A 25,542-nucleotide genomic window follows, 5' to 3' on the forward strand; every position below is an offset into this window, starting at 1 on the left:
GGTCAGCGCGGCCGGAGCACGTACCCGGTGTAGCCGTAGTCGGTACCGAACTCCTCGCGGACCCGGATCTCCCGCCCGACCTCGTCGAGCACCTCCGGATCCACCCCGTCGGCGCGCAGCAGCTCCAGCCGCGCGGCGAGCGGGCGGTAGTAGGCGTCCCAGTCGCAGTCCGGGAGCAGGTAGGTGGCCGCCACCGTGTACCCGGCCTGCTGGGCGGCGGCGACGTTGCCGGCGGTCGTCCGCATCGCCGGGTACCCGGCGTCCCAGAACCGCCTGGCCCCGGGCGACGGGTCGGTCGTGGTCCACTCGGCCTCGGTGAGCACCAGGGTGCCGCCGGGGGCGAGCAGCCGCCGCCAGGAGGCCAGTGCCGCGTCGAAGCCCATGATGTAGGCCGAGCCCTCGGCCCAGACCAGGTCGGCCTCGCCGTCGGGCAACGGCAGGTCGTCCATGGTCGCGACCAGCGGGCGGACCCGCTCGCCCAGTCCGGAGATCGCGGCGCGCGCCTGCAGCCGTGCCAGGTAGGGCTCGTGCGCGTCGACGGCGATCACCTCGCCGCCGGTCGCGGCGGCCAGCGGCAGCGTCGCCGGGCCGGTGCCGCTGCCGATGTCGACGATCCGCGGTGCCTCCGGCAGCGGTCCGACGAGCTGCAGCAGCAGCGCCGTGGTCTCCTCCGATCCGGGTGCCTCGCGGGGCAGGTCCTCGTGCGCGGCCAGGAAGGCCTGCTCCAGCGGTGTGCTCACGGCCGCGGATCTTGCCCGGCCGGGCCGGTCCCCGCAGCAGACATACCCAGGCATGATGAAATCCGTGCACCTCGACACCTGGCTGACGGCGGTCCCGCCGCTCGCGATCTACCTGCTGTGCGCGGTGGTGGTCGGCGTGGAGAGCGTCGGTGTGCCGTTGCCCGGCGAGATCGTGCTGGTGGGGGCCGCGCTGCTGGCCACCCGGCCCGGGCCGGGGATCGATCCGGTCGCGCTGGCCGGGGCGGCGACGGCCGGCGCGGTCGTCGGTGACTCGATCGGGTACTCCGTGGGCCGCCGGTACGGCACCGCCCTGCTGGACCGGCTCGGCCGCCGGTTCCCCCGCCATCTGGGGCCGGGCCACGTCGCGGTGGCGCGCCGGGTGTTCGAGCGGCACGGCGGGTGGGCGGTGCTGTTCGGGCGGTTCGTCGCGCTGCTGCGGATCCTGGCCGGCCCGCTGGCCGGGACGATGCGGATGCGCTACCCGGCGTTCCTCGCCGCGAACGCCACCGGTGCGGTGCTCTGGGCCGGCGGCACGGTGGCGGCGGTGCAGCTGCTCGGGCTGGTCGCCGAGACCTGGCTGAAGCGGTTCTCCTGGGTGGCGCTGGTGGTCGCCGTCGTGCTGGGGCTGCTGGTGTCGCGGCAGGTCCGGGCCCGGCTGGAGCGGGCCGCGTCCGACGGGTGAGGCCCCCGGCGGGCCGGCCGATCCGCTCGGCCGGCCGCGGGGGCCCGGCCTCAGGGCCGGATGACGACCTTCAGCGCCTGGTTGGCGGCGGCGTTCTTGAACACGTCGTACGCCTCGTCGATCTGGTCGAAGGTGAACTCGTGGGTCCCCATCTTCTCGGCCGGGATCCGTCCGCCGGCGACCATCTTCAGCAGCGTCGGGATCGAGACGGTGTCGACCAGGCCCATCGTCAGGGTGACGTTGGAGATCCACATGTCCTGCATCGGCAGCTCCACCGGGGTGCCGTGCACGCCGACGTTGGCGATGGTGCCGCCGGGCCGCACCAGCGACGCGGCGGTCAGCAGGGTCTCCGGGTAGCCGACCGCCTCGATGGCGACGTCGACGCCGAGCCCGTCGGTCAGCGCCGTCACGTCCCCGACGGTGCCGGGCCCGACCTCGACGGCGTCGGTCGCGCCGAACTCCAGTGCCTTCTCCAGCCGGAACTTGTTGGAGTCGATGGCGATCACCTTCGACGCGCCCCACAGCCCGGTCGTCAGCACCGCGGACAGGCCGACCGCGCCGGCCCCGACGACGGCGACGGTGTCACCGGGCCGGACGTTGCCGGCCAGCACGCCCACCTCGTAACCGGTGGGCAGCGAGTCGGCCAGGAAGATCGCCTGCTCGTCGCTGACGCCCTGGGGTACCGCGTAGAGCGAGGTGTCGGCGTAGGGCACCCGGACGTACTCGGCCTGGGTGCCGTCGATCAGGTGCCCGAAGATCCAGCCGATGCCGCCGACGGTCTGGCAGTGCGACGGCATCCCGCGCTGGCAGTACGCGCAGCGGCCGCACTTGGTGATCGCCGGGACGAGCACCCGGTCGCCGACCGAGAACCCGCTGACCGCGTCGCCGACCTCGGTGATCGTGCCGACCGCCTCGTGACCGAGGATCCGGCCGTCGGTGACCGCCGGGACGTCGCCCTGCAGGATGTGCAGGTCGGTGCCGCAGATGGTGGTGGTGTCGACCTTGACGACGACGTCGGTCGGGTCCTGGACGGCCGCGTCCGGGACGTCCTCCCAGGCCTTGCTCTCCGGGCCGTGGTACACGAGTGCCTTCATCTGCTGCCTCCGCGTCATCGCAGGTGGGTCTGGTCCAGCGTCCTCGACGCTAGTGACCCGGAACACATTCGACTGTCGCGATATGGGACTGTTCCGCAGCCGGTGGGTGCCGTGGCAGGGCCGGTCGTCCCGGGAACGGGACACTCTCAGCCGATGTAGCTGATCCCGAACGCGTCGATCTTGCGGTACAGCGAGGACCGGGCGATGCCGAGCATCTCGGCGGCCTTGTAGCGGTTGCCGCGCGACTCGTAGAGCGCCTGGATGATCGCGTCGCACTGGGCGGCCTCGAGCATCGACATCCGCGGCGCGCGGCCGGTGAAGCAGGACGCGGGCAGGTCCGGCGCCTGGATCACGCCGACCGGTTTGCGGGCCACCACGTAGCGCAGCACGTCGGTCAGCTCGCGCAGGTTCCCCGGCCAGGCGTACCCCTCCAGCACCCGGACGACCTGCAGCGACAGCCGCAGCGACCGGCCGCCGGAGAGCGAGTGCAGGATGGACAGCGCGATGTCGCCGAGCTCGTCGGCGCGGTAGCGCAGCGCCGGGACCCGGACGGTCTCGTGGAAGTGCCGCAGCAGCAGTCCGTAGGGCCGGGTCGCGTCGACCGACGCGGAGTCGACGCAGCCCGCGACGAGCAGCGGCCCGGGCATCGCGACCAGGGTGCGCAGCGACTCGTCGAGCCGGCGCGCGGCGACCGGGCCGAGCAGGTTCAGCTGGGACAGCACCAGCAGGTGCGGCCGGTCCCCCGGTTCGCGGGCGACCGGGGCGAGCGGGTCCGGGCCGCCGTTCCCGATCGTCGCGCAGTCGACGACCCGGGTGCGGCCCTGCGGGTGCGCCCGCCGGAACTGCTCGACGGCCAGCGTCCGCTTCCCGGCGCCGGCCTCCCCGACGAGCAGCTGGTGCCGCCCCTGCCCGACCGCGGCGGCGACCTCGTGCCGGGCCCGCAGGTACGGGCTGAGCAGCTCGCGGTTGGCCCGCCGCCGGGCCTCGGAGTGCGCGCGACCCTCGCCGTCGCGCAGGTCGGCGGCGTAGTCGCGGCGGCCGGTCGGGGCGACGTGCGAGCCCTGCCGCCGCACCGCCTCCGGGACGACCGCGGCCCGGGACTCGTCGACCGGCCCGCCGGCGACGACGCAGCCGCCGCCCGGTACCGGCGTCACGCCGAGCTGCGCGCACCGCCCGGACGGCAGGTCGGCGTGCCGGGTCCCGTCCTCGCACAGCACGGCGCCGCCGAGCGCGAGATCGGCGAGCGCCTGCTGGTCGGCGGCGGGCAGCCGGCGTACCCCCGGCGAGGTGAGCAGGAACGCCCCGTCGGTGGCCAGCACCCAGGCGTGGCCGGTCGTCTCGGCGGCCGCGTACCCGTCGTGCACCGCCCTGGCGAGCCGGGTCCGGCGGTCCCGGACGAGCGCGCCGACGTCCGCGGCGAGCCCGCGGGCGACGGCGAGCCCCAGCTCACCGGGCGGGTCGGACACGTGCCCGAGGACGACGACGGCGTCGCACGGCCCGCCGTCGTCCCGCCCGACGACGGCGGCGGCCTCGGCCAGCCAGGTCAGGTCCGGATGCAGGTGCTCGGGACCGTCGACGCGGGCCGCGCCGCCGGTGTGCGGGGCGAGCGCGGCGGCGGTGGTGCCGACGACGTCCTCGGCGAGCCGGAACCCGGGCGTGAACCCGACGGCGTCGAGCAGCGCCGCGAGCCCGCCGCCGCCGTCCCGGCGGACCCGCAGCACGCCGTCCTCCCCGACCAGCGCCAGCGAGCACGGCAGGTCGGGGGTGAGCGTCAGGAACCGGGCGAACACCTCGTCGGCCTCGGCGACCGCCGAACCGGCAGCCTCGTGCCCGGCGAAGACCGGCTCCCCCACCTTCGAGCGCTCCCAGGAGCGGAGCACCTCGGGGCGCACCGCGGGCGACCGGCCGGCGGCGCCGTCGGCCAGGAAGCTGCGGCGCGCCGACTCGATCGCGACCGGGTCCGTCACCGTCGTCAGGCGTCGGTGTCGAGCAGCTCCTGCAGGTAGCTGTCGACCTGCCCGATGTAGGTCGGCGAGACACCGAACAGGGCGAGGTGCCCGAGCAGGTCGTCGATCACCCGGATCGTGGCGTGCGGGGTGAGCTCCAGCTCGGCCTCGTGGTCCCGGACCGGGAAGAACATGTCCTCGTTGATCGGGATGATCCGGGCGACCGCGGTGTTGCGGCCCAGTGCGGCCTCGAGGTCGCCGCCGGTGTGCCGGGCGACGTCGCCGCGCTGCCACTTCCAGGCCATGCAGAGCAGGTCGTTGGGGTCCATCTGGGTGAAGTAGGGCTCCAGGAAGCCCTCGATGAACGCCTCCTTCGACTCGAACTCCAGGGCCCGCCACAGCTCCTGCTTCCAGAACTCGGTGGAGAAGCCCATCACCGCCCAGATGCCGGCGTGCCGCTTCAGGCCGTCGACGACGTCGGCGTTGGAGGAGTACTCGCCGTCCTTGAAGCCGGGATCGGAGGTGATCGCCTCGATCAGGGCCTTGGTGTAGAGGAAGTCGTGCGGGGTGTTCTGCGCGGTCCCGGCGATCGGGGCGGCCCGCCGGACCTTCCCGGGGAAGCGCACCATCCACTCGTAGGTCTGCTGGGCGCCCATCGAGCCGCCGACGACGAGCTGCAGCGTCTCGATGCCGAAGTGCTCGCGCAGCAGCTGCTCCTGGGCGCGCACGTCGTCGCCGATCCGGACGTGCGGGAAGCGCGACATGGCGATCTTGGCGTTCGCCCCGGCGGCGTTGTGCGGGCTGGTGGACAGCCCGTTGCCGATCTGGTTGATCACGACGATGAAGTACCGCTCCGGGTTCAGCGCCCGGTCCGGGCCGATGTAGACGTCCCGGAAGATCTGGTGCGTGCCCGAGTACCAGGTGGTCACCAGGATCGCGTTGTCCCCGGCCTCGTTCAGCGTGCCGAACGTGGCGACGGCCAGGTTCAGGTCGGGGATGACCCCGCCCTCCTCCAGGGCGAACTCCCCGATGCTCACCAGGTCGTAGTCACCGTGGAACTCGTGCGTGTAGTAGGGGTTCTCGATCGCCATTGATCCTCTGCTCCTCGACGCCGCGGGCCTGCTCCGCGACTCTCCCCCGTTGTGAGTCGGGACACAAGCAGCGGCGTCCGGCGCGCCCGGCGTGACCTGCCGGAAGGTCAGGTCCAGAGCACGACGAGCACGAGCATGCCCAGTACGACGAGATTGCCGAGGACGACCAGTGCCAGCCACGGCCAGCCGGGCGACGCGGGCGCCCCGGCGGGGGCCGGGGCCACGGTCGCGGGTTCGTCGTGCAGCCGGTGGCGGGGGCCGGAGCGGCGCAGCGACTCGATGTCGGAACGGCCGAGGATGGGCGCGGTCAGGGCGTCGGCGTCGACGTTCATACCCGGTCAACGCGCGACTCGACGACAGGGAACCGCAATTCGACCCCTCGTGTCCCGCAACATGATCGAAGTAGCGCCGCGTGTCACGCGGGGCACCGGGCCACCCGCAGGCCCCGCCGTCCCGCGGAGCGGCCGTCACCCCGCGTGCCCGGTCGCGCGGGCGGCCGCTGGACGTACGCTGCGCCACATGGACTACGCGATGGTGGGCCTGCTGGTGCTCGGCGCGGTGCTGGTGATCATGGCGGCGCTGGCGGCGGACCGCCGCGACCGGGAGCGCGAGCGGGCCCGGCTGCGGAACGTCGAGCGCAAGCTCGACGCCGTCCTCGACCACCTCGGGATCGACCACGAGCGGCCCGACCTGAGCCGGGTCGAGGCGCTGCTCGCGGAGGGCAGCGACGTGGCCGCGGTGAAGGCGTACCGGGAGACGACCGGCGCCTCGCTGGTCGAGGCGAAGGAGCAGATCGACCGGATGCGGGACCGCACCTGAGTCCGGACGGCCGGGCTCAGAACGAGAACCGGGACACCTTCTCCGGGTGCAGCTGCACCCGGACGTTGTCCCCGGCGAGCATCCCGGCCAGATCGCCGGCCCGGTCGACGGGATCCCAGTAGCGGCCGGCGAGCCGGGTGACCAGCTCGTCCACCCCGTCGTCGTGCAGCGTGGTGCGGCCGGCGACGGCGACCCAGCGTTCGCGCTCTCCGACCGGGGCGGCGACGACCAGCGACGCGCGCGGATCGCGTTCGAGATGGCGCAGCTTCGGCGAGCCCCGCAGGGTGAACAGCGCGATCGTGCCGTCCGCGGCGGCCTCGAACCAGACCGGCCGCGGCTGCGGCGGCTCCGCGGCCCCGGCGACGGTCAGCAGGCCGAGCAGCGGGCGCCCGAGGAACTCGACGTCCTCGGCGGTGAGTGCGGTGCTGGTGCTCATCGTGTCCCTCCCGTCGGTCAGCCGCGCCAGGCACCGGCGGCGGCGGCGCGGACGACGTAGTCCTCGAAGGGCCGCGGTGCGCGTCCCAGCACGGTGGCGACCCCGTCGGTGGTCGCGGCGCCGGCGCCGCGTTCCATCATGACGAACATCGCGGTGACCAGCTCCGCCTCGTCGCGGTGCACACCCTGCTCGACGAGCGACGCGGTGTAGGCGTCCGGGGACACCTGCCGGTAGCTGATCGGCCGGCCGGACGCGCCGGCGATCAGGTCGACGGCCTCGGCGAAGCGCACCGCACGCGGGCCGGTCAGCTCGTGCACCAGCCCGGCGTGCCTGCCGGGCTCGGTGAGCACGGCCGCGGCGACGTCGGCGACGTCCTCCAGGTCGACGAACGGCTCGGGCACCGGGCCGGCCGGCAGCGCGAGCGAGCCGGCCAGCAGCGGGGCGTGGAAGACGTCCTCGTCGAAGTTCTGCGCGAAGTTCGACGGCCGCAGCACGGTCCACTCCAGGGCCGAGGAGCGCACCGCGTCCTCGGCCGAGAGCATGTCCCGGCCGAACGTCGTGTCGCCCCAGTCGTCGGCGGCGCGCCCGGACAGCAGCACCAACCGGCGCACCCCGGCCGCCTCGGCCCGGTCGACGAACCCGTGCACCGGGCCGGGCACGGTCGGCGCGACGACGTAGACGGTGCCGACGCCGCGCAGCACCGCGTCCCATCCGGCCGGGTCCGACCAGTCGAACCGGGTCGGACCGGAGCGGGACGCGGGCCGGACCGGGACGCCGCGCATCCGCAGCCGGGGGACGATCCGCCGGCCGGTCTTGCCGGTGGCGCCGAGTACCAGCGTTCTGTCCGTGGCTGTGGTGGTCATGGCACCGAGTCAACGCCGCCGGATCGGACGATTCCATGGACAGGAAGCCGGATCTCCTGTGTGTTCGTCTAGCCTGGCGGGGTGGACGCGTTCGGTGACCTGTTCCGCGGGGTCCGTGCCCAGGGCTCGCTGTTCGGCAGCTCGACGCTGACCGCACCGTGGTCGCTGCGGTTCGTCGACGGCGCCCCGCTCACCCTGTGCACGGTGCTCGACGGCGCCGGATGGATCGTGCCGGACGGGCGTCCAGCGGAGCATCTCGCGGCCGGCGACATGCTGGTCGTGCGCGGTCCGGCCCGGTTCTCCTTCGTCGACGCGCCCGGGACGGCCGCCGAGCCGATCGAGTGCGGCGAGTCCTGCGCGGTGCCGGAGCTGGGCGGCACCCAGCACCGGCTCGGCTGGCACGACGACACCGCCGACCGCCCCGGTTCGACGACGCTGGTGACCGGCGCGTACCCGGTGACCGGCGAGATCGGGCGGCGGCTGCTCGACGCACTGCCCGACGTGCTGCGGCTCGCGCCCGACGGCACCGCGGACGCGGTGCGGGCGTTGCTGGCCGCGGAGGTCGCCGTCGACGCGCCCGGTCAGCAGGTGGTGCTCGACCGGCTGCTGGACTGGCTGCTGGTGTGCACGCTGCGCGAGTGGTTCGACCGGCCCGGCGGGGCGCCGCCCGCCTGGTACAGCGCGCACCGCGATCCGGTCGTCGGCCACGCGCTGCGCCTGCTGCACGAGGAACCGGCCGCGCCGTGGACGGTGTCGTCGCTCGCCGAGCGGGCCGGGGTGTCCCGGGCGACGCTGGCGAAACGGTTCACCGAGCTGGTCGGCGAGCCCCCGCTGACCTACCTGACCGGCTGGCGGATGACTCTCGCGGCGGACCTGCTGACCGGCCGGGACGGCGCCACCGTCGCCGAGGTCGCGCGGAGCGTCGGCTACTCCGACGCGTTCGGGTTCAGCGCGGCGTTCAAGCGGGTGCGCGGGGTGACCCCCAGCGACTTCCGGCGCACCGGCGGCGGGCCGGTCGCCGGGTCACCGCCCGGGTCGCCGGCCGCCGAACGGTCCGGCTGAGCCCGCCCGGCCCCGGTCTCAGCTCCCGGCGCCGAAGGTGTCCTGTACCGCCCGCGTCGCCCGGCGCAGCGCCGCCACCAGCGTCGACTGCTCGCCGTCCAGGGTGCACAGCGAGATCGGGCACGGATCGACGTCGAGCACCGGCACGAACGCGACGTCCGGATGCCGGAAGCTGTCCGCGACCGATCCCCCGGTGATCGCGATCGCCGCACCCCGGCCGACGACCTCCAGCAGCTCGTCCATGGTGTGCACGACCGGGCCGTAGCGCACCGGCGCCCCGCTGGGCCGCGGATCGCAGGCCCACCACCGCACCCACACCCGGTCGCTGCGGTCGTCGTCGACGTGCGGCTCCCCGTCGAGATCGGCGAGCGTGACCGCGGACCGGGCGGCCAGCCGGTGCCCGGCCGGGAGCGCGACGACCCGGGGTTCGTGCCGGACCAGGTCGAACCGCAGCCCGCCGGGGTCGGCGACCGGCGGCCGGACCAGTGCCGCGTCGACGGTGCGGTCGCGGACCGCGCTCACCTGCTCGTGCCACGGCAGCTGGACGAGCTGGACGCTCACCGCCGGGGCGTCGCGCTGCAGCAGCTCCAGGATCCGCCGGGTGTGCGTGCCGGTCGCCGCGCTCATGAACCCGAGCCGCAGCACGCCGTGCAGGTCCCGCCGGTACGCCTCGATGCCGGCGACCGCCCGGTCGGCCGCCGCCAGCGCCGCCCGGGCGTCCGGCAGGAACCGGCGGCCGGCCTCGGTGGGGACGACCGGATGGGCGCTGCGGTCGAGCAGCTCCACCCCGAGCCTGCGCTCCAGCGTGCGGATCTGCTTGCTCAGCGCCGGGCCGCTCACCAGGAGCCGGGCGGCCGCACGGCCGAAGTGCCCCTCGTCGACGACGGCGACGAGATAGCGCACCAGGTGCAGGTTCAGGTCCACGGCGACTCCTCCGTCGCCAGTGTTGCACGCCATGTCGCTACCGGCGTCAGCACCTGCGGTGATAACCGATCGGTTCACGCGAGCGCCGGAACATGTCCTGGACGCTGCGCCGCCCGGCGGGCGAGCCTCTGCCGCACCACCAACGACGGAGGTACCACCACATGAGCCGTTACGAGCAGGAGTTCGTGACGATGTTCGCCGGGCTGGAGAAGCAGCTGGAGAACATCGAGAACCCGCGGCACCGGAAGATCCTCAAGAACTACCGCCTGCACGGTCTGCTGGAGGTGTCCGGGCGCTACCAGGAGCTGCTCGCCCCCGAGATGACCGTCGAGCACCCGCAGTACCGGCTGCACGAGGGCGGCCAGTCGATCGTCCTGGACGGGATGGCCGAGGTGACCGGCTTCTACGAGTCGCTGGTCGCGGCCAACGCGCTGGTCATGTGGGTGGCCGACCAGGACATCGCGGTCAACGACCACGGCTTCTCCGGCGAGGTCGTGTTCAACGCGTTCGTCCCGGCCCCGATGCTCGGCGAGAGCGCGTTCGGCAACGTCCGGGCCGGCGACGACCCGGCCGAGATGTACCTGCTGCGCCGCACGCTCGCGTTCGTCTGGCCCTACGACGAGCGGGGCAGGCTGATCGGCGAGCACGTCTACGAGGACGGCGCCTCCCGCGAGATCACCCGCCCGGACCCGGCCGACGTGATCACCGCCGAGCGGGCCGCCGAGCTGCTCGCCCCGGAGATCGCCCGGGAGCTGCCGTGAGCGTCGCACTCGTCACCGGGGCGGCCGGCGGCCTGGGCGCGGCGATCGCCGCCCGGCTCGCGCAGGAGCAGCCGGTGCTGCTCACCGACGTCGACGCCGGCCGGCTCGCCGAGGTCGCCGGCAAGCTCGCCGCCGACGGCGCGCGGGTCGCGCACGCGGTGTGCGACGTGGCGGACCGGGCGTCGGTCCGGGCCGCGTTCGACGCCGCCGAGGCCGAGCTCGGCGAGGTCGACGCACTCGCGAACGTCGCGGGCGTCGGGATGTTCGTGCCCTTCACCGAGCTCACCGAGCAGCAGTGGGACCGCACGTTCGCGGTGAACACCCGGGGCACCTTCCTCACCTCGCAGGAGCTGTTCCTGCGCCGGGCGGGCCGGCCGGGCGCGATCGTCAACATCGCCTCGATCGGCGCCCGGCTCGGCCTGGAGGTGCTCGCCGACTACGGCCCGTCCAAGGCCGCGGTGATCGAGCTGACGCACGTGCTGTCCCGGGTGGGGGCACCGACCGGGCTGCGCGCCAACACCGTGATGCCCGGGCTGATCTGGACCGACATGTGGCGCACCACCAGCGAGTGGCTGCTGGCGAACGACCCGGCGCACGCCGGGTCGACCCCGGAGACGATCTTCCAGGGGTTCGTGGAGTCGATGGTGCCGATGGGGCGCCCGCAGACCCCGGAGGACCTCGGCGAGATGGTCGCGTTCCTGCTCTCCGAGCGGGCCGCGAACGTGACCGGCCAGACCATCGCGGTCGACGGCGGCACCGTCCTCACCTGATCCGCCCGGTCCGGCACCGGCTGACCGGGCGGCGGGTGCCGCCCGGTCAGTCCTGCGGCTCGGCCACCTCGAACGGCAGCAGCACCTGGAAGCGGGTGTTCCCGGGCTCCGAGAGCACCCGCAGGTCGCCGTGGTGCCGGCGGACCACGATCCGCCAGGAGATGTCCAGGCCGAGGCCGGTGCCCTCGCCGACGGCCTTGGTGGTGAAGAACGGCTCGAAGATCCGGGAGCGGATCTCCTCCGGCACGCCCGGCCCGGTGTCGGCGATCTCGACCAGCAGCCGGTCGTCGTCCCGGCCGGTGCGCACGGTGAGGGTGCCGTGCCCGTCCATCGCCTGCACCGCGTTGTCGATCAGGTTCGTCCACACCTGGTTGAGCTCGGCGGCGTAGACCGAGATCGGCGGCAGGCTGCGGTCGAAGTCCTTGACCAGGGTGACGCCGTCGCCGAACTTGCCGCCCAGCATGACCAGCGTGGACTTCAGCAGGTCGTGCACGTCGACCGTCTGGTACGGCGCCCGGTCCATCTGCGAGTACTGCTTCGCGGCGCCGACCAGGGTGGACATCCGGGTGGTCGAGTCGGCGATCTCGTTCATCAGCAGCTCGGTCTCGACCGTGTAGTTCAGCCAGCGGACCGCGCTCTCCAGCAGCGGCTCGGGCACGCTCGCCCGGACCTGCTCCAGCCAGTCGACGTCGATCCCGGCGGCGGCGAAGTTCGGGGCGACGTCCCAGGCGCCGGCGATGCCCTGGTCCTCCATCCACTCGCCGACCGCGTCCTCGGCGTCGCCCGCCTCGATCGGGCTCAGGTCGGGCGCCTTGCCGACCCGGTCGGCGGCGTCCTCCTGCAGCCTCATCAGGGTCTCCAGATCGGCCCGCTGGTAAGGGCCCGCCGCGATCAGGCCGAGCTTGTGCCGCATCGCGGCGACCCGCTCGCGCAGCGTGGCCGTCGCCCGGACCGCGGCCGCGGCCGGGTTGTTGAGCTCGTGGGTCAGACCGGCCGACAGCGAGCCCAGCGCCAGCAGACGCTCCCGCTGGGCGACCGCCTGCTGGGTGTTCTTGATCCCGAAGAACAGCCCCTCGAGCAGGTGCAGCGCCATCGGGAACCACGCCTGCATGAGCACCGCGAGCTTCTCCGCGTCGAGCACGTAGAACCGGGACGGCACGGTGACCCGCAGCGAGTTGCCGTACACCTGCGGGACCCGGTCGCCGAGGTAGGCGGTCCACGCCCCGGCGTACACGCCGCGCTGCGAGGTCCGCTCCACCTCGACGTCCTCGCTGCCGGACCGCCTGCTGATCACCACGGTGCCCTCGATGAGCACGAAGAAGCAGGTCGCCGCGTCGCCCTCGGTGTAGACCGGGCCGGGCTGGTGCAGCTCGACCCGGCCCTGCTCGCAGAGCGCGCCGAGCTGCTCGTCGGCCAGCTTCTCGAACAGGAACAGGGTGCGCAGCTCGTCCGGGTCGCAACTGGTCTGCACGGCTTCGGTCATGACGGGTTCTCCAGGTACCGGTGGACGAGCGACACGGCCATCGCCCCGTCGCCGACGGCCGACGCGACCCGCTTCACGGACTCGGCCCGCACGTCGCCGGCGACGAACACCCCGGGCAGGCTCGTCTCCAGGTGCAACGGATCGCGGTCGGCGTTCCATCCCGCCGGGCGCCTGCCGTCGGTCAGGAGATCCGGGCCGGCCAGCACGAAGCCGCCCGCGTCGCGCCGGATCCGCTCGCCCAGCCACTCGGTCCGCGGGCTGGCGCCGATGAACACGAACAGGTAGCCGGCGTCCACCGTCTCGGTCTCGCCGGTCGCGCGGTCCCGCAGCGTCAGCTTCTCCAGGTGCTCGCCGCCGGTGGCCTCGACGACCTCGGTGCCGGTGCGGACGGTGATCGCGTCGATCCCGTCGATCTGCTCGATGAGGTACTGCGACATGGAGTCCTGCAGGCCCGGGCCGCGCACCAGGATGGTGACGCTGCGGGCGAAGCGGGCGAAGTACACCGCGGCCTGACCGGCGGAGTTGGCGCCGCCGACGATGTAGACGTCGTCGCCGGAGCAGGCCGACGCCTCGGTCAGCGCGGAGCCGTAGTACACGCCGCGGCCGACCAGGTCGGCCAGCCCGGGCGCGGTGAGCTCCCGGTAGGAGACCCCGGTGGCGAGCACGACGGCGTGCGCGTGGATCGCCGTGCCGTCGGCGAACCGGACCGTGCGGGCGCTGCCGTTGGCCTCCAGCCCGACGACGTCGCGGGTGGTCAGCACCTCCGCGCCGAGCCGGACGGCCTGCCGGCGGGCCCGGTCGGTGAGCTGGGCGCCGGACACGCCGTCCGGGAAGCCCAGGTAGTTCTCGATCCGCGAGCTCTGCCCGGCCTGGCCGCCGGTCGCGGTGCGCTCGACCAGCACGGTGCGCAGCCCCTCGGACGCGCCGTACACGCTCGCGCCGAGCCCGGCGGGGCCGCCGCCGACCACCACGAGATCGTAGAAGTCGGTGGCCGGGACCGTCGCCAGCCCGACCCGGTCGGCGAGCTGCACCTCCTCGGGCGCCACCAGGCACTCACCGGCCGGCGAGATCACCACCGGGAGCCGGGAGTCGTCGACCCCGGCGGCGGCCAGCAGCCGGCACGCCTCCGGCGCCTCCACCGGGTACCAGCGGTACGGGACCTGGTTGCGGGCCAGGAAGTCGCGGAGCTCGTGCGAGCGGGCCGACCAGCGGTGCCCGATCACCCGGGTCTCGCAGACCTCGCGGCGCTCGGCCCGCTCCCACGCCTCGATCATCGCGTCGACGACCGGGTAGAGCTTCTCCTCCGGCGGGTCCCACGGCTTGAGCAGGTAGTGGTCCAGGTCGACGACGTTGATCGCGGTGATCGCCGCGGAGGTGTCCGCGTAGGCGGTGAGCAGCACCCGGCGGGCCACCGGGTAGAGATCGAGGGCGTGTTCGAGGAAGTCCAGGCCGTTCATACCGGGCATCCGGTAGTCGGCCAGGAGCACGGCGACGTCGTTGCCGCGCAGCGCCATCTCCTTGAGCGCGTCGAGCGCGGCCTGGCCGGACTCGGCGCGGACCACCCGGAACCGCTCGCCGTAGCGGCGGCGCAGGTCGCGGGCCACCGCCCGGGAGACGCTGGGATCGTCGTCGACCGTCACCAGTGCGGGTTTGGCGGGCAGGAACGAGCCGGCGGACGACGCCGGGGATTCCGTCATGACACCATCCTGCCGTGCCGACGGCCGTCGCGGCAGGCTCATCGGGCGGCCCGCGCTTCCCGGCCGTTGTGGCGTAGCGGGCGGTAGGCGAGCCGGCGCAGCGCGGTCTCGGCCGGCCAGGTGCCGATCCCGACCGCCGGCGCCGACCAGCGGGTGAGGTGGGCGCGAGCGCGAGCCCGGACCCGCCCAGCAGCCGGGCCCGGACCACCGACCGGGCCCGGTACCCGCTCGTCGGGCGGCGGCCCGGCGCGACCAGCGCGCGGACCGGCCGCGGGGTGCTCCCGCCCGCCCGGGTCCCCGGCCGGACGGCCCGGCCGCGGGCGCGGCCGGACTACGCTGTCGCGACACGGCCCGGCGCTGCCGGCGAGGATCTCCGACGGTGGTGGCTGGCATGTCCGATCAGGCCGGGGGCGCCCGCCCGCAGGTGAACCCACGGCTCGCGGCCGATCTGGTCGACGTGTTCGCCTACGTCGTCGTGCTGAACCTCTTCGTCGAGTACCTGCCCCGGGTGCTGAGCGAGACGTTCACCCTCACGCTGCTGACGGCCGTGCTGCTGAAGGCCGTTCTGGAGGTCGTGCTCGTCGCCAAGCAGCGGATCGTCGCACGGCTGCGCGGGGCGTCCACCCCGCTCGGGAAGGTGACGGCCGCGGTGGGTCTCTGGCTGGTCGCGTTCGGGAGCAAGTTCGTCGTCCTGGAGGCGGTCGACCTGGTCTTCGGCGACCGGGTCAGCCTCGGCGGCTTCGTCTCGGTGACGCTGCTGGTCGTCACCCTGATGCTGGCGCGCTCCGGCGTCCGGTGGCTGCTGCACGGATCCGACGGGCGGGTGCCGCAGGTCGACGCCCGGTAGCGGGCCGGGTTCGCCGGCCGGCACCGGGAGCGCGGCCGGGGCTGCTCGACGCCGCGCGACCGGCCGGGTGGCCACCTCCAGCTCGGCCGCCCGTGGGGCCGGTGATCGACGTCCGGCAGTGCCGAGGTGTGCGGGACTGCCGGTCGGGCCCGGACCGGCTGCGGGCACCACGTCGAGCCGGGCGTCAAGTGGGCACCCGCAGCCGGGGTGTGTCGCCGGTCAGAAGCTCAGGTCGACGAGGGCCGGCGGGCGCCGCGGATCCATCCTGACCAGTCGCGTGTCCGGACTGCGCAGCACGGCCCGGAACCGCTCGGGCCACCGGCCGGGATCTGCTCCGAGGTAGCGGGTGAGCTTGCGGCGGGCACGCTCGACGTCCATGTCGACGACCTCGGCGCGACCGGTCAGGGCCACCTGGAGCACCTCCCCCGTGGCGAGGTCGCAGGAGTCGACGACCAGCGCGACGTCCGGGTCGACGGCGAGCCGGGCCGGCAGCCGGCTGTACGAGCCGGTGATCCACCAGAGGGCCTGCTCCTCCCACAGGAACCAGATCGGCCGGACCGTCGGTCCGCTCGTCGCGAGGTGCGCGACCAGCGGACGGGCCAGGAACTCGTCGGCCGACAGGCCCGCCCGGACTGCTCCGTTCGACATGGTCGGCACGCTAGGAGCTGGAGTCCGGTGGAGGTCAAGCCGGTGGGACCGCACGGCACCGGGCTCGATCTACCGGCTGCCGGTGCTCGGATCCCAGGTCACCGTCCACGTTCGCCCGCGGCAGTTCGCGCACCGTGACCGACCCTCGGAGGGCTTCCCCTCTCGGACTCGACCCGATCTGCCGATTCCCGCGCTGAGGGGCGACTCTCGGCGGACGTGCCTCGGGACGGAGGCCGGTCCCCCTCTATGCACGCGCCTGCTCGGACGCGGCGCGTCGGTCGCGAGTGCTAACATCGCACCACTACATCCCCCACGCCTCTCCTCGATGCGCACTTGGGGGATTTTTTCGTCTGCTTGGGTCGGGGATGTGCGCAGGATGCCTCCACGACCTCGTCCGCCTCGTCCCCGCGGCTCGCTGCCCTACGACAAGCCGCCGCTGAGCCTGGACGAGCTCGTCGACCGGCTCGCAGATCGCGGACTGAGGATCCCGGACCCGAACCGAGCTCGCAGGCACCTGCAGCACATCGGCTACTACCGCATCTCTCCCTACACGATCCCGTTCCGGCACGGCGAACCTGACCACGAGTTCCGGGAAGGCACGGCGTTCGACGATGTGCTCGACCTCTACACCTTCGACCGCGCCCTGCGTCTGCTGGTCCTGGACGCCCTCGAGCGCGTAGAGGTCGCCGTGCGCACCGCACTGACCGACCACATGTCGACGACGTACGGCGACCCGCACTGGTACATGCGCAGCAGGCACTTCGGCGACTCCCGCAGGCACACGAGGTTGCTGAAGATCGTCCGGGACACCTGCGACGAGCGGCTGCGCGGTGCACCGGAGACCGGCGAGGACTCGCTGGTCCACCGCTCGGCCCTCGAGCACTACCTGACGACGTACGGCTCACCCGAGCTTCCGCCGTCCTGGCTGATGGTCGAGACCCTGACGATCGGTCAGCTGGCCGGCGCGTACCGCAACCTGGGCAGGCGGGCCGACCGGACTGCGGTCGCCAAGAACCTCGGGCTGACCACCCCCGTACTGGAGTCCTGGATGCAGACCTATGTCCGCGCGCGCAACATCTGTGCCCATCACGGGCGGTTGTGGAACGTCGGCCTCGGCGTCTACCCCGCGATCCCGACGACACCCGCGATCTCATGGCTCCAGGGAGCGGACTCCCTGCCGGAGCGGTCGCGAAAGCGCCTCTACCCCGTGCTCGTGTCCCTGCAATCGGTTCTCGGCTCGGTGTCCCCCGGCAGCGGGTGGGCAAGGCGGCTGCACAACCTCCTCAGTACCCGGCCCCAGATGAATCTCCGCGGCATGGGCGTCCCCGACGGCTGGGCGGCCGACGACTTCTGGCGACCGCATCTCCTTCCCTGACACCCTCGTCGACACCCACTCGGTACGGGTCCGGCCTCAACGGCGGGAAAGGATCGACCGGCCGAACCACCGCTGATCGGGCCGCTGAAATGCGGATTCACTGGTGAACGCCGGTCGTCGTCGGCCGGGCTGGTCCGTACCGGATTCGCACCCACATAGCACTCGCGCCGTCATCCGCCATCGGCCGCGGAGGCGAGCTAGCGTGAGGAGGGTGGCCGTGAGACGCGCTGAGCCAATGGACGCAGGCGCCATCGCGAGGGTCCACGTCCGATCGTGGCAGGCCGGGTACCGAGGCCAGCTACCGGACGAACTCCTGGATTCACTGAACGCGACGGACCGCGTGGCCCGTTGGGAAGCCGAGATCGAAGCGGCAGAGTGGCCGGGCCGCGGCACATTGCTCATCGAGGACCACGACGCCCGGGTCGCAGGCTTCGCTCACTTTGTACCGAGCCGAGATGGCGACGACGGTCCGGACTCGACGGGCGAGATCGCGTCGTTCTACATCGACCCCGCCTCGTGGGGACAGGGCTTGGGCAGCCGCCTCATGCACAGCGCGCTCGCAGAGCTGGGTAGTGCGTATCGGACCGGCACGCTGTGGGTCCTGGAGACCAACATCCGGGCCCAGGCCTTCTACGAGGCCACCGGCTGGGCTCGCGACGGCCAAGGCAAGGACGACCTGATGGCCGGAGTCACGATTCGAGCCTTGCGCTATCGGCACGAGCTACGAGCACTCTTCCGCGACCGTCGAGCCCCGCTTCCGCTGCTCTCCGCCGACACTTACGCCACCCACCTCAGGGATCTCACTTCTGATACAGCGCTGGATGTACGGCGATCGACCGACCCTACGAGGCGACACCGGTAGACCGGCACCGCCCGCCGGCGGTCACGCCGAGCACGGCGTCAGCAGTCGTCCTCGGGGACCAGGCCCTGCTCGCAGGCGTACTGCAGCTGAACCTCGCCGCTGGTCGGCGCGCGACCGGCGGACGTACCCGGGTCCAGGTACCCCTGGTAGGCCGCACAGGACGGGTCGAACTGCCCGGCGGCCATCGCCCGCTGCGCGCAGCCGGCATCGGACGTCGCCCGCGCGGCCCCCGCAGGGTCCGGGTCCTCGCTGCGACGGGCAGCCTCCTGCGCCCGCCTCTCCGCCGCGGCGACCCGGTCGTGCGCCGCCACGATCGCCTCGTCCACCGCCGACCGCAGCCCGGACGAGCCGGCATCGACCCGGGGCAGCAGACCGGTGGCGGGCGCGGAGGGGCTCGTCGCCGACGGGGCCGCCGGTTCGAGGGCGACCCGGTCCGCACCCGACGCGGCGCTGCACGCGGACGCGGCGAGGGTGGCGGCGACGGCAGCGACCAGGACGTGGCGACCGATTCCCATGGACCCCCTCTACCCGACGGCCGACCCCGTGAGCTGGGGTTCTGCCCTCTGTGTCGCGAACGGTCCAACGAGGGTTACTGCGACTGCGGGATCGTCATCCGATCCGGTGTCGGCTCGACGCGCGACGACGACCGGGCAGGTAGGGTCCGGACCCATGTGGCTCCCGCTCGCGAAGCGCCCCCGCACCGCCTGAGGCGGTGCACCCCGCCGTCCGGCCTCGCGGTCCGACGGCCTCTGACCCGTGCCGACATGGGCTCGTCGTGCAGACGTGCCACCGCCGCGTCCCCCTCCGGTTCACAGGGACTGCGCGATCGTGGAGACCACACCCGCCGTCGGCTGCCACTCCGACGGCTCCGCCCGATACCCGACCCCGCTGGACGCCGTTCTCCGGCGGCTGCGGTGCCCGCTGTGCGATGCCGCTGCGCTGCAACGGAACACCGACACCCTCCGGTGCCCGGCGGGGCATTCCTTCGACATCGCCCGCCAGGGCCATGTCACGCTGCTGCCCGGCCGGCGCCGCCACCGCGGGGACACCGCGGCGATGGTGGCGGCACGCGAGTCGTTCCTGGGACAGGGCCACTTCGGGGCACTGCGCTCGACGATCACGGCGTTCGCCGTCGAGCACACTCCCCGGCAGGACGGACTCGTCGCCGATCTCGCCGGAGGCACCGGCCACTACCTCGGAGCCGCCCTCGACGCGCTCCCGGGCGCGTGGGGCGTGACCCTGGATCTGTCCGTGGCGGCACTCCGACGCGCAGGCCGCGCCCATCCGAGGGCCGCTGCCGTCGGCGCGGACATGTGGCAGCCGCTGCCGCTCGCGTCGAGATCGACCGACGTCGTGCTGAACGTCTTCGGTCCACGGACACCGGCGGAGATCGATCGTGTCCTGACGCGTGACGGGATCGCGATCGTCGCGACCGCGGGCGCCGACCATCTGCGCGAGCTGCGCGGCCGACTCGGCGTGGTCGGCGTGGACGCCCGCAAGGCGGACCGGTTGCGCCACGCCTTCGCGGGCTTCACGGCCGTCGCCCGGCAACAGGTGCGATGGCGGCTCGCTCTGGAGCCCCGCGAGGTCCGCGCACTCGTCGGCATGGGGCCGAGCGCCCATCACGTCGACGGAGACCACCGTGACCGCGTGCTCGCACGGCTTCCGCGGATCGTGGGGCTGACCGCCGCGGTGGACGTCGTCGTCCTCCGTCGGGATGCGACCCGGGGCGCCGGATGACGCGGCACGTCGGGCGATCGGAGATCGTCCCGGAGACGCTGTCGCGAGGACCGGATCGGCGGTACCTGCGGCGGGCGCGGCCGGAGAAAGCGCATCGCGGCGCAGCCATCGCCGTCCGTCCGAGCGGATTCCCCGGGCCGGTCGCGGGAATTCCGTATGCCCCCGGGACCCAGACGAGATGGAACGGCGAGCGGCGGACGATCCGATCGGGATCGCCGTGTAGGCCGACCGGGAGGCGCCCGATCGACGTACGGCTGAGGAAATTCGTACGACAGGTTCTCCCGGTTACCGCTCCGTCTCCTTACCGGCCGGTCGGCGAGCCGACTGACGGGCCTGGCGCGGGTCTGCCCTGGCTCCGGGGCTTGTACTGGTCAGGCATCCTGCACAGTCCACGGACGTCCGGCCGCGTGCCGGTCGGTGTCACTCGACTGGACACTCACCGGCAGACGGAACCAGTGCGCCATTCTGGTCGTATGGTTCCCGACGATCGACCGGCCGTGTTCGCGGCAGCCGTGGACGGGCGGGAGCCGGCCGGCGTTCTGATCGCTGAGCTGCGGCGACGCCTCACGGCCGGCCGCCGCCCGCTGTTCGTCGGGGTGGACGGCCGTAGCGGAGCTGGGAAGTCGACCCTCGCGGCGACGGTCTCGGAGGACTTCGTCGAACCAGGCGATGTCAGCGACACAGTGACCGTGATCGAGGGCGACGAGTTCTACAACGGCGGCAGTGCTGACACCTGGGATCGGAGAGCAGCGTCGGAGAAGGCGGCTGCGGTGATCGACTGGCGTCGTCAGCGCGATGTCCTGCAGCGACTTCGCCGAGATGGTGTTGCCGAGTGGCACGGCTTCGACTGGGAGTCCGAGCACTGGGACAGCGACAGCGTCCCGCCCTCAGCGACTCCCACGATCGCCCGGATAGCGCCGGTCGTCGTGCTCGAGGGTGCGTACAGCTGCCGACCGGAATTGCAGGACCTGCTCGACCTACGGGTGCTGCTGGAGATTCCGCGCGACGTCCGTCGGCAGCGGTTGATTGATCGTGAAGGTGACTCGTACCAGGCGGGCTGGGAGGCACGCTGGTCCGCAGCTGAGAACTACTACTTCGACACCACAATGCCTTGCGGCTGCTTCGACCTCGTACTCGGTGCTCCCGGATCCACGTAGAGCCTGCGCTTGGAGATGTACTGCCGCTGGGGAAACTCCGACCACCCGAAACACCGCCGATCCGGTCGCTGAGCTGCGGATTCGCTGGTGGCGGTCGGTCGTCATTGGGTGTCGCTGGCCGGGCTGGTTTGTACCGGATTTGTACCCGAGGACATTCGGGACCCAGGATCAGCAGTGTGGGCGAGCACAAAGAACGCATGCTCCGCAACGACTGGTACCTCGACGAACCCGACCTCGCCGACGACCGTCGTCGCTGCGGGCGCCTCCTCGACCGGTTCAACGCGACCGGCACCGATGACGACGACGAACGCGCAACCCTCCTCCGCGACATCGTCGACCGGCTCGGCGACGGCGTCGTGGTGCTGCCCCGCTTCCTGTGCAGCTACGGCACCCACATCACCCTCGGCCACCGCGCCTTCGTCAACCACGACGCCCTCTTCATGGACGACGCCACCATCACCATCGGCGACGACGTCCGGATCGGACCGCGCACCCAGCTCCTCACGGCGCAACACCCCGTGGACGACCACGACCACCGTCGCGAGGGATGGGAGCGCCCCCTGCCCATCAGCATCGGGAGCAACACCTGGCTCGGTGCCGGGGTCATCGTCTGCCCCGGCGTGACCATCGGGGCGGATGCCGTGGTCGGGGCGGGCAGCGTCGTCACCCGCGCCGTGCCGGATCACGTTCTCGTCGCGGGCAACCCGGCCCGCACCATCCGCCAGATCTGAGAGACCGACAAGATCTTCTGAGACCAAGCAGGCTGCCTGACCAGGCGCACGGAAACGGTGCCGAGCAGCGAGAACACCAGCCAGCCCGTCGGTCAGCGTCGTTTCTCGTGCTGGGTGGTCTGACACCACCCAGAGACGGCCCAGACGGCCCAGGAACGGCCCGCTGGGAGCGAGCTAGGGCGAGCTGTTTTACGCCGACTGCAGTGGGTCAGGGAGGCAGAAGCTGTTGTCCACGATCGAGGGGCGGCGTCGGCGCGTCGGTGACGTTGCGTAGCATCGCCGTCACCCAACTATGGTCGTGGGCGTGTCTTGTGTTGTGCCGCGTCCGGTTTGGCGAGCCGAGCGCCTGAAGCCTGGGAGGCCGAGTGAGCTACCGGAACAAGACGTACGTTGCCTTCGCGAGCGAAGACATCAAGTGCTACCGCTTGATGGAAGCCTGGCGCGACAACGACCACATCGACTTTGACTTTCATGACGCGCACGATCTAGCCGCTGCTCTAGACACAAGTCAGCCAGACACGATACGCAGACGCCTACGAGAAAGGCTGAACAACACGAAGCAGGTTGTCTTGCTCGGCTCAGCTGTGTGCAGGAGCAAGGCAGCCAGGGCATCGTCCTTCATCCACTACGAGGTGGAGACGGTCCTTCAGCTCGATCTGCCGGTGGTCGTGGCCAACCTCGATGGAGATCGAACGGTCGACCAGAACTTCATCCCGCAAGCGTTCCTCGACAAGGCGCACTACACCGTGTCCGTGTCTTTCCAGCCGACCATTATCAAGTATGCTCTTGACAACTACGCTGAGGAATACGCGGGGAGCAACAAGACTGGCCCACACCAGTATCCCGCCAGCGTCTACGCAAATTTGGGCCTATGAGTCAAAGAAGCCGTACGAACATCGCTCGCGATCTACGGACCGGGCGCTTCTGGATCCGGCTAACTACGCACTTTTTTGCCGCGCTAGGCCTCATCGGGGCCGTTATCGGAATCACCGACGCCGTGTTCCCCACTGCGCTACCGCCGGCGGCTTGGCCAGTGGTGGCCGTGATCGTCGCGATCGCGATCGGTTGGGCATTGTTGTGCTCATGGCCACGCCCTATCGAGCAGCGCTATCAGCAGCCGAAGACAGAGGTTCGCGTTTTCGTTGGCGACCTGTTCGACCAGGAAGGGAACGTCGTGGTCGGCATGTCGACGACCTTCGACACCGAGACCCCCCATGTAATCTCATCGGACAGTGTGCAGGGGCAGCTGCTTGCCCGCATCTACAATGGAGACCACCAGGCATTAGACAACGACCTCACTAGCGCCCTTGCCAACGTGTCTCCAACAGAATCATTTAAAGCGGTAGACGCTAAGCGAGGCAAACAGGACATCTACCCTTTGGGTACCGTGGTCGTGCTCAACCAAACCCCGCGCAAGCTCTACTTCTGTGTTGCGTATACAGAGATGCAGTCGGACTGCACAGTGAAAGCCAACGTCGACGGTATCTGGACCAGCCTCAATGAGCTATGGCGCCTAGCCGACACACGTGGCAACGGTGATCCCATCTCTATCGGCGTGATCGGCGGTGGCCAGTCGCGGCTATCAGGGTACTTGCCAGTCCAAGACGCCATCCGACTCACCGTACTTTCCTATATCTTCGCGTCCCGTGCTCGGCCAGTGTCGCGCCAGCTCAATATCGTCGTGCGTAGCGATGACTTCAAAAACCTGGATGCGTTAGAATTACAGGCGTTTCTCAATTCGCTGCGGCCATCATGAGTTCCGCTCTCGACGTCCCGTCACCAGATCAGCCGTGTGCTTTCTGTGATTACCTGGGGGGCAAACGCCCGTTTACGGTCTTGCACCGCACAGAACTCGTTGCAATGCTAGTGACCCGAGAGCAACGCGGTGTCGGCCACGTGCTCGTTGTTCCAGTAGCCCACCGGCCAACGTTGCTCGACCTAACGGTCACAGAGGCGCCATTAGTCATGACCGCTGTGATTGAGGTGGCCGACGCCATCGCGCATGCCTACGCACCTACCGGCATCGCCGTGTGGCAGAACAACGGCGTTTCAGCTAATCAGATGGTTCCGCACGTGCATTTTCACGTCGCTGGCACCCTACCCGAAGGGGGCACGGATTTCGGCGACGTGCCAGAGTTGCCCATCAGTGACACCGACGTCATAGCCGAAATCTTGCGTCCGCTACTCAGTATCGGACGACATCGGTAGCGGGCCGTGGGTGCCGACACCGGGTAGAAGCTAGTTTTCCAACAATTGACAGAAGGCGCGAGTAGGCGACTCAGTCGTCCCGAAAGCGACGAGGTCGACCATCCGATCAGCTCGAACACGCTAGTGAGGCAGCTTCGGGGTTTCCGTGGATGTCCACGCCGTTCCGGGTCCGTACGGGCCGATCTTGACTCAGTTCGTCCGTATTCGTGCCCGGTGTTCATGTGGCATCCCGTCGACCTGGCAACGCCCGACCGCGCGGCGGCCCGGGGGCGGCCCTCGACGCAACCGCCGGCCGAAGTCGTCCGACTCCGCCCCCGGGACGTCGTGTGGTAGCCCTCCGGGAGGTCGTCGGGATGCCACACCCCGGCCATCCCGGAGACCAGCCCCGCCCGGCGAGGGCGTCATGAGTCGTTGGCGGCAGAGTCGGGCTAGCCGCGCTCCGGACAAACCTCGTCACCCTCGGCCTCATCATGGATGAGGGTTCGGATCAGATTGACTCAGGGGCGGCGGTGAGACGTTGCGTACGGTCAGGATAATTGTGCATTGGGAGACGACGCAGATCCGGCTGCGACGGGCACGACGATGGCGGCGAAGTTCGTTTGTCGTTTAACGGCTTAGCTCACGTTGCTCTCAGATCAATGCGGATCCAGCGGTCCAGTTGATGAGCGACTGTCTCCTCGATCTTAAACATGTCGAAGTCCTTATAGAGTCTGTGGAGAACGTCTGCGGGAAGATTCGGCAGCCGCTTCTCCTTCAGAATGAGACATCTCTTTTGAGATGCGAGCATGTATCCAAGCTCAAGCGAAACGTTCGGGTTAAAGTCGCGATCATCGATGTCCTCGAATACCGCGATGCCAAACTGGCAGCCGGTCATGCATACTTGAACGTTGGTCCAGAGTTCGCCCGTGTAGTCTCGGTCATCGGCGCGAATTGCATGGAAGCCCAACTTCGCAAGACTGTCCGCGATAGATCTATGAATCGCAGACATTTGGTCGTTCTCTTTGAAGCGCATCATTACGAAGACATTCTTACTCGGATCAGGATGATCTGCAATGAACTCTCGAAGCGCTGGCTCCAGATGCTCGACGCCCGCTAAGTTGCCCAGACGTCCGAGAGCCATGTCGCGCTCAACGTCAGCGAAATGGCGTGCTGCCGCCGCCACCACCTGAGATTGGGAGACCGGCGGATGCGGCAGAACCACATGAGTAATAACTGTTCCGCTAAGTTGCTGACGTATGTCGTTTAGAAGCCCATCGACCGGAACGATCTGACCTCGGTCATCGATCCAGTGCTGCATCGGAATACTCTCTGCCTTAAGAAACGCGGCAACAATCTTTTCGGCGTCCCAGTATGCAACTAGACCCCACGGCCTAAAGAGAGGGGATGCAGCACGAGGTATCTGCGCCGCGTCTAGAAGACGCCCGACCTCGTCTCCGTAAATGTTGAGAGCTGAACGCACTAAACTTTGGTCATCCTCACTCATGTTACCGCCGACCGTGGCAATGCCGCCCCAATTAAGTGACATCGAATCCTCCGCCGATCATTGATTTACCGATGAGATGGGCCATCGTAGATTGTCGAACGCGGCGCCTCGTGGAAGTGTGCC

At 70.9% G+C, this 25,542-nt stretch carries 27 protein-coding genes; 14 read left to right on the forward strand and 13 right to left on the reverse strand.

The annotated features are described in order from the left end of the window. Window positions 1-2: 2 nt before the first annotated feature. Window positions 3-740, reverse strand: a complete 738-nt coding sequence (locus tag ABD160_RS08840; RefSeq protein ID WP_344020299.1) for a class I SAM-dependent methyltransferase — start codon at window positions 738-740, stop codon at window positions 3-5. Window positions 741-804: 64 nt separating this feature from the next. Between ABD160_RS08840 and ABD160_RS08845 the strand changes: the two genes are divergently transcribed. After that, the gene (locus ABD160_RS08845) at window positions 805-1,422 is read left to right on the forward strand and encodes a DedA family protein (RefSeq protein ID WP_344020902.1); all 618 of its coding nucleotides are present in this window, start codon (window positions 805-807) and stop codon (window positions 1,420-1,422) included. 50 nt (window positions 1,423-1,472) lie between these two features. On the opposite strand, the gene ABD160_RS08850 is transcribed toward ABD160_RS08845, so the two are convergent. From ABD160_RS08850 to ABD160_RS08865, 4 genes are all read right to left on the reverse strand, one after another. Further along, window positions 1,473-2,516 carry an alcohol dehydrogenase catalytic domain-containing protein gene (locus ABD160_RS08850; protein ID WP_344020301.1) on the reverse strand — a complete coding sequence of 348 codons (1,044 nt, stop codon included), beginning with the start codon at window positions 2,514-2,516 and terminating at the stop codon, window positions 1,473-1,475. 146 nt (window positions 2,517-2,662) lie between these two features. Next, complete coding sequence (locus ABD160_RS08855) at window positions 2,663-4,483, reverse strand: helix-turn-helix domain-containing protein (protein WP_344020303.1); 1,821 nt, start codon at window positions 4,481-4,483, stop codon at window positions 2,663-2,665. A 5-nt stretch (window positions 4,484-4,488) separates the two neighbouring features. Further along, the gene (locus tag ABD160_RS08860; RefSeq protein ID WP_344020305.1) at window positions 4,489-5,553 is read right to left on the reverse strand and encodes an alpha/beta fold hydrolase; all 1,065 of its coding nucleotides are present in this window, start codon (window positions 5,551-5,553) and stop codon (window positions 4,489-4,491) included. 107 nt (window positions 5,554-5,660) lie between these two features. Then, entirely contained in the window at window positions 5,661-5,885 is a 225-nt protein-coding gene (locus ABD160_RS08865; protein WP_344020308.1) for a hypothetical protein, read from the reverse strand. Between the two features lie 187 nt (window positions 5,886-6,072). Here ABD160_RS08865 and ABD160_RS08870 point away from each other — a divergent pair, with 187 nt between their 5' ends. After that, complete coding sequence (locus ABD160_RS08870; RefSeq protein ID WP_344020310.1) at window positions 6,073-6,372, forward strand: hypothetical protein; 300 nt, start codon at window positions 6,073-6,075, stop codon at window positions 6,370-6,372. A 16-nt stretch (window positions 6,373-6,388) separates the two neighbouring features. Here ABD160_RS08870 and ABD160_RS08875 read toward each other — a convergent pair whose 3' ends face one another. Continuing rightward, complete coding sequence (locus tag ABD160_RS08875) at window positions 6,389-6,808, reverse strand: pyridoxamine 5'-phosphate oxidase family protein (RefSeq protein WP_344020312.1); 420 nt, start codon at window positions 6,806-6,808, stop codon at window positions 6,389-6,391. Window positions 6,809-6,825: 17 nt separating this feature from the next. Then, the gene (locus tag ABD160_RS08880) at window positions 6,826-7,671 is read right to left on the reverse strand and encodes an NAD(P)H-binding protein (protein WP_344020314.1); all 846 of its coding nucleotides are present in this window, start codon (window positions 7,669-7,671) and stop codon (window positions 6,826-6,828) included. A gap of 81 nt (window positions 7,672-7,752) precedes the next feature. Between ABD160_RS08880 and ABD160_RS08885 the strand changes: the two genes are divergently transcribed. Further along, window positions 7,753-8,733, forward strand: a complete 981-nt coding sequence (locus tag ABD160_RS08885) for an AraC family transcriptional regulator (protein WP_344020316.1) — start codon at window positions 7,753-7,755, stop codon at window positions 8,731-8,733. An 18-nt stretch (window positions 8,734-8,751) separates the two neighbouring features. Here ABD160_RS08885 and ABD160_RS08890 read toward each other — a convergent pair whose 3' ends face one another. Then, a complete protein-coding gene (locus ABD160_RS08890) occupies window positions 8,752-9,657 on the reverse strand; it encodes a LysR family transcriptional regulator (protein WP_344020318.1) in 906 nt (301 codons plus the stop codon). A 161-nt stretch (window positions 9,658-9,818) separates the two neighbouring features. On the opposite strand from ABD160_RS08890, the gene ABD160_RS08895 reads away from it, so the two are divergent. Beyond that, window positions 9,819-10,418, forward strand: coding sequence for a hypothetical protein (locus ABD160_RS08895; RefSeq protein ID WP_344020319.1), 600 nt, complete (start codon window positions 9,819-9,821; stop codon window positions 10,416-10,418). Further along, a complete protein-coding gene (locus ABD160_RS08900; protein ID WP_344020321.1) occupies window positions 10,415-11,188 on the forward strand; it encodes an SDR family NAD(P)-dependent oxidoreductase in 774 nt (257 codons plus the stop codon). Before ABD160_RS08895 ends, ABD160_RS08900 begins: the two co-directional genes overlap by 4 nt. Window positions 11,189-11,234: 46 nt before the next feature. Here ABD160_RS08900 and ABD160_RS08905 read toward each other — a convergent pair whose 3' ends face one another. After that, a complete protein-coding gene (locus tag ABD160_RS08905) occupies window positions 11,235-12,671 on the reverse strand; it encodes an ATP-binding protein (RefSeq protein ID WP_344020323.1) in 1,437 nt (478 codons plus the stop codon). Further along, on the reverse strand, window positions 12,668-14,368 hold the full coding sequence (locus ABD160_RS08910) for an NAD(P)/FAD-dependent oxidoreductase (RefSeq protein ID WP_344020325.1): 1,701 nt from the start codon (window positions 14,366-14,368) through the stop codon (window positions 12,668-12,670). Before ABD160_RS08910 ends, ABD160_RS08905 begins: the two co-directional genes overlap by 4 nt. Before the next feature lie 391 nt (window positions 14,369-14,759). Between ABD160_RS08910 and ABD160_RS08915 the strand changes: the two genes are divergently transcribed. Further along, window positions 14,760-15,215 (forward strand): hypothetical protein, encoded by a 456-nt coding sequence (locus tag ABD160_RS08915; protein ID WP_344020327.1) that lies wholly within the window; start codon window positions 14,760-14,762, stop codon window positions 15,213-15,215. A 219-nt stretch (window positions 15,216-15,434) separates the two neighbouring features. Here ABD160_RS08915 and ABD160_RS08920 read toward each other — a convergent pair whose 3' ends face one another. Then, complete coding sequence (locus ABD160_RS08920; protein ID WP_344020329.1) at window positions 15,435-15,863, reverse strand: pyridoxamine 5'-phosphate oxidase family protein; 429 nt, start codon at window positions 15,861-15,863, stop codon at window positions 15,435-15,437. A gap of 376 nt (window positions 15,864-16,239) precedes the next feature. Between ABD160_RS08920 and ABD160_RS08925 the strand changes: the two genes are divergently transcribed. After that, window positions 16,240-17,238, forward strand: a complete 999-nt coding sequence (locus tag ABD160_RS08925; RefSeq protein WP_344020331.1) for an Abi family protein — start codon at window positions 16,240-16,242, stop codon at window positions 17,236-17,238. Window positions 17,239-17,578: 340 nt separating this feature from the next. After that, complete coding sequence (locus ABD160_RS08930) at window positions 17,579-18,100, forward strand: GNAT family N-acetyltransferase (RefSeq protein ID WP_344020333.1); 522 nt, start codon at window positions 17,579-17,581, stop codon at window positions 18,098-18,100. Between the two features lie 38 nt (window positions 18,101-18,138). Here the strand turns inward: ABD160_RS08930 and ABD160_RS08935 are convergent, their stop codons facing one another. After that, entirely contained in the window at window positions 18,139-18,615 is a 477-nt protein-coding gene (locus ABD160_RS08935; RefSeq protein ID WP_344020335.1) for a hypothetical protein, read from the reverse strand. 313 nt (window positions 18,616-18,928) lie between these two features. Here ABD160_RS08935 and ABD160_RS08940 point away from each other — a divergent pair, with 313 nt between their 5' ends. The 6 genes from ABD160_RS08940 to ABD160_RS08965 all read left to right on the forward strand — a co-directional run bounded on the left by ABD160_RS08940 (window position 18,929) and on the right by ABD160_RS08965 (window position 23,936). Next, window positions 18,929-19,840, forward strand: a complete 912-nt coding sequence (locus ABD160_RS08940) for a putative RNA methyltransferase (RefSeq protein WP_344020337.1) — start codon at window positions 18,929-18,931, stop codon at window positions 19,838-19,840. 473 nt (window positions 19,841-20,313) lie between these two features. After that, on the forward strand, window positions 20,314-20,997 hold the full coding sequence (locus tag ABD160_RS08945; RefSeq protein ID WP_344020339.1) for a uridine kinase family protein: 684 nt from the start codon (window positions 20,314-20,316) through the stop codon (window positions 20,995-20,997). Between the two features lie 176 nt (window positions 20,998-21,173). Beyond that, window positions 21,174-21,728, forward strand: a complete 555-nt coding sequence (locus ABD160_RS08950) for a sugar O-acetyltransferase (RefSeq protein ID WP_344020341.1) — start codon at window positions 21,174-21,176, stop codon at window positions 21,726-21,728. 365 nt (window positions 21,729-22,093) lie between these two features. After that, window positions 22,094-22,603 carry a TIR domain-containing protein gene (locus tag ABD160_RS08955; protein ID WP_344020343.1) on the forward strand — a complete coding sequence of 170 codons (510 nt, stop codon included), beginning with the start codon at window positions 22,094-22,096 and terminating at the stop codon, window positions 22,601-22,603. Window positions 22,604-22,770: 167 nt separating this feature from the next. Then, entirely contained in the window at window positions 22,771-23,484 is a 714-nt protein-coding gene (locus ABD160_RS08960) for a macro domain-containing protein (RefSeq protein ID WP_344020345.1), read from the forward strand. Further along, window positions 23,481-23,936: an HIT family protein gene (locus tag ABD160_RS08965; RefSeq protein WP_344020347.1), complete on the forward strand. Its 456-nt coding sequence runs from the start codon at window positions 23,481-23,483 to the stop codon at window positions 23,934-23,936. The genes ABD160_RS08960 and ABD160_RS08965 overlap by 4 nt, the downstream gene beginning before the upstream one ends. A 619-nt stretch (window positions 23,937-24,555) precedes the next feature. Here ABD160_RS08965 and ABD160_RS08970 read toward each other — a convergent pair. Beyond that, window positions 24,556-25,419 carry a hypothetical protein gene (locus ABD160_RS08970; protein ID WP_344020349.1) on the reverse strand — a complete coding sequence of 288 codons (864 nt, stop codon included), beginning with the start codon at window positions 25,417-25,419 and terminating at the stop codon, window positions 24,556-24,558. Between the last annotated feature and the right edge of the window lie 123 nt (window positions 25,420-25,542).

It is taken from the genome of Pseudonocardia kongjuensis, assembly GCF_039526905.1.
Lineage (GTDB): Bacteria > Actinomycetota > Actinomycetes > Mycobacteriales > Pseudonocardiaceae > Pseudonocardia > Pseudonocardia kongjuensis.

Excerpts from the sequence above, each read along its gene's own strand:
- ABD160_RS08850 (WP_344020301.1), bottom strand. The coding sequence starts at position 2,516 with ATGAAGGCACTCGTGTACCACGGCCCGGAGAGCAAGGCCTGGGAGGAC.
- ABD160_RS08860 (WP_344020305.1), bottom strand. The coding sequence starts at position 5,553 with ATGGCGATCGAGAACCCCTACTACACGCACGAGTTCCACGGTGACTAC.
- ABD160_RS08865 (WP_344020308.1), bottom strand. The coding sequence starts at position 5,885 with ATGAACGTCGACGCCGACGCCCTGACCGCGCCCATCCTCGGCCGTTCC.
- ABD160_RS08870 (WP_344020310.1), top strand. The coding sequence starts at position 6,073 with ATGGACTACGCGATGGTGGGCCTGCTGGTGCTCGGCGCGGTGCTGGTG.
- ABD160_RS08875 (WP_344020312.1), bottom strand. The coding sequence starts at position 6,808 with ATGAGCACCAGCACCGCACTCACCGCCGAGGACGTCGAGTTCCTCGGG.
- ABD160_RS08880 (WP_344020314.1), bottom strand. The coding sequence starts at position 7,671 with ATGACCACCACAGCCACGGACAGAACGCTGGTACTCGGCGCCACCGGC.
- ABD160_RS08895 (WP_344020319.1), top strand. The coding sequence starts at position 9,819 with ATGAGCCGTTACGAGCAGGAGTTCGTGACGATGTTCGCCGGGCTGGAG.
- ABD160_RS08905 (WP_344020323.1), bottom strand. The coding sequence starts at position 12,671 with ATGACCGAAGCCGTGCAGACCAGTTGCGACCCGGACGAGCTGCGCACC.
- ABD160_RS08910 (WP_344020325.1), bottom strand. The coding sequence starts at position 14,368 with ATGACGGAATCCCCGGCGTCGTCCGCCGGCTCGTTCCTGCCCGCCAAA.
- ABD160_RS08915 (WP_344020327.1), top strand. The coding sequence starts at position 14,760 with ATGTCCGATCAGGCCGGGGGCGCCCGCCCGCAGGTGAACCCACGGCTC.
- ABD160_RS08920 (WP_344020329.1), bottom strand. The coding sequence starts at position 15,863 with ATGTCGAACGGAGCAGTCCGGGCGGGCCTGTCGGCCGACGAGTTCCTG.
- ABD160_RS08925 (WP_344020331.1), top strand. The coding sequence starts at position 16,240 with ATGCCTCCACGACCTCGTCCGCCTCGTCCCCGCGGCTCGCTGCCCTAC.
- ABD160_RS08935 (WP_344020335.1), bottom strand. The coding sequence starts at position 18,615 with ATGGGAATCGGTCGCCACGTCCTGGTCGCTGCCGTCGCCGCCACCCTC.
- ABD160_RS08945 (WP_344020339.1), top strand. The coding sequence starts at position 20,314 with ATGGTTCCCGACGATCGACCGGCCGTGTTCGCGGCAGCCGTGGACGGG.
- ABD160_RS08965 (WP_344020347.1), top strand. The coding sequence starts at position 23,481 with ATGAGTTCCGCTCTCGACGTCCCGTCACCAGATCAGCCGTGTGCTTTC.
- ABD160_RS08970 (WP_344020349.1), bottom strand. The coding sequence starts at position 25,419 with ATGAGTGAGGATGACCAAAGTTTAGTGCGTTCAGCTCTCAACATTTAC.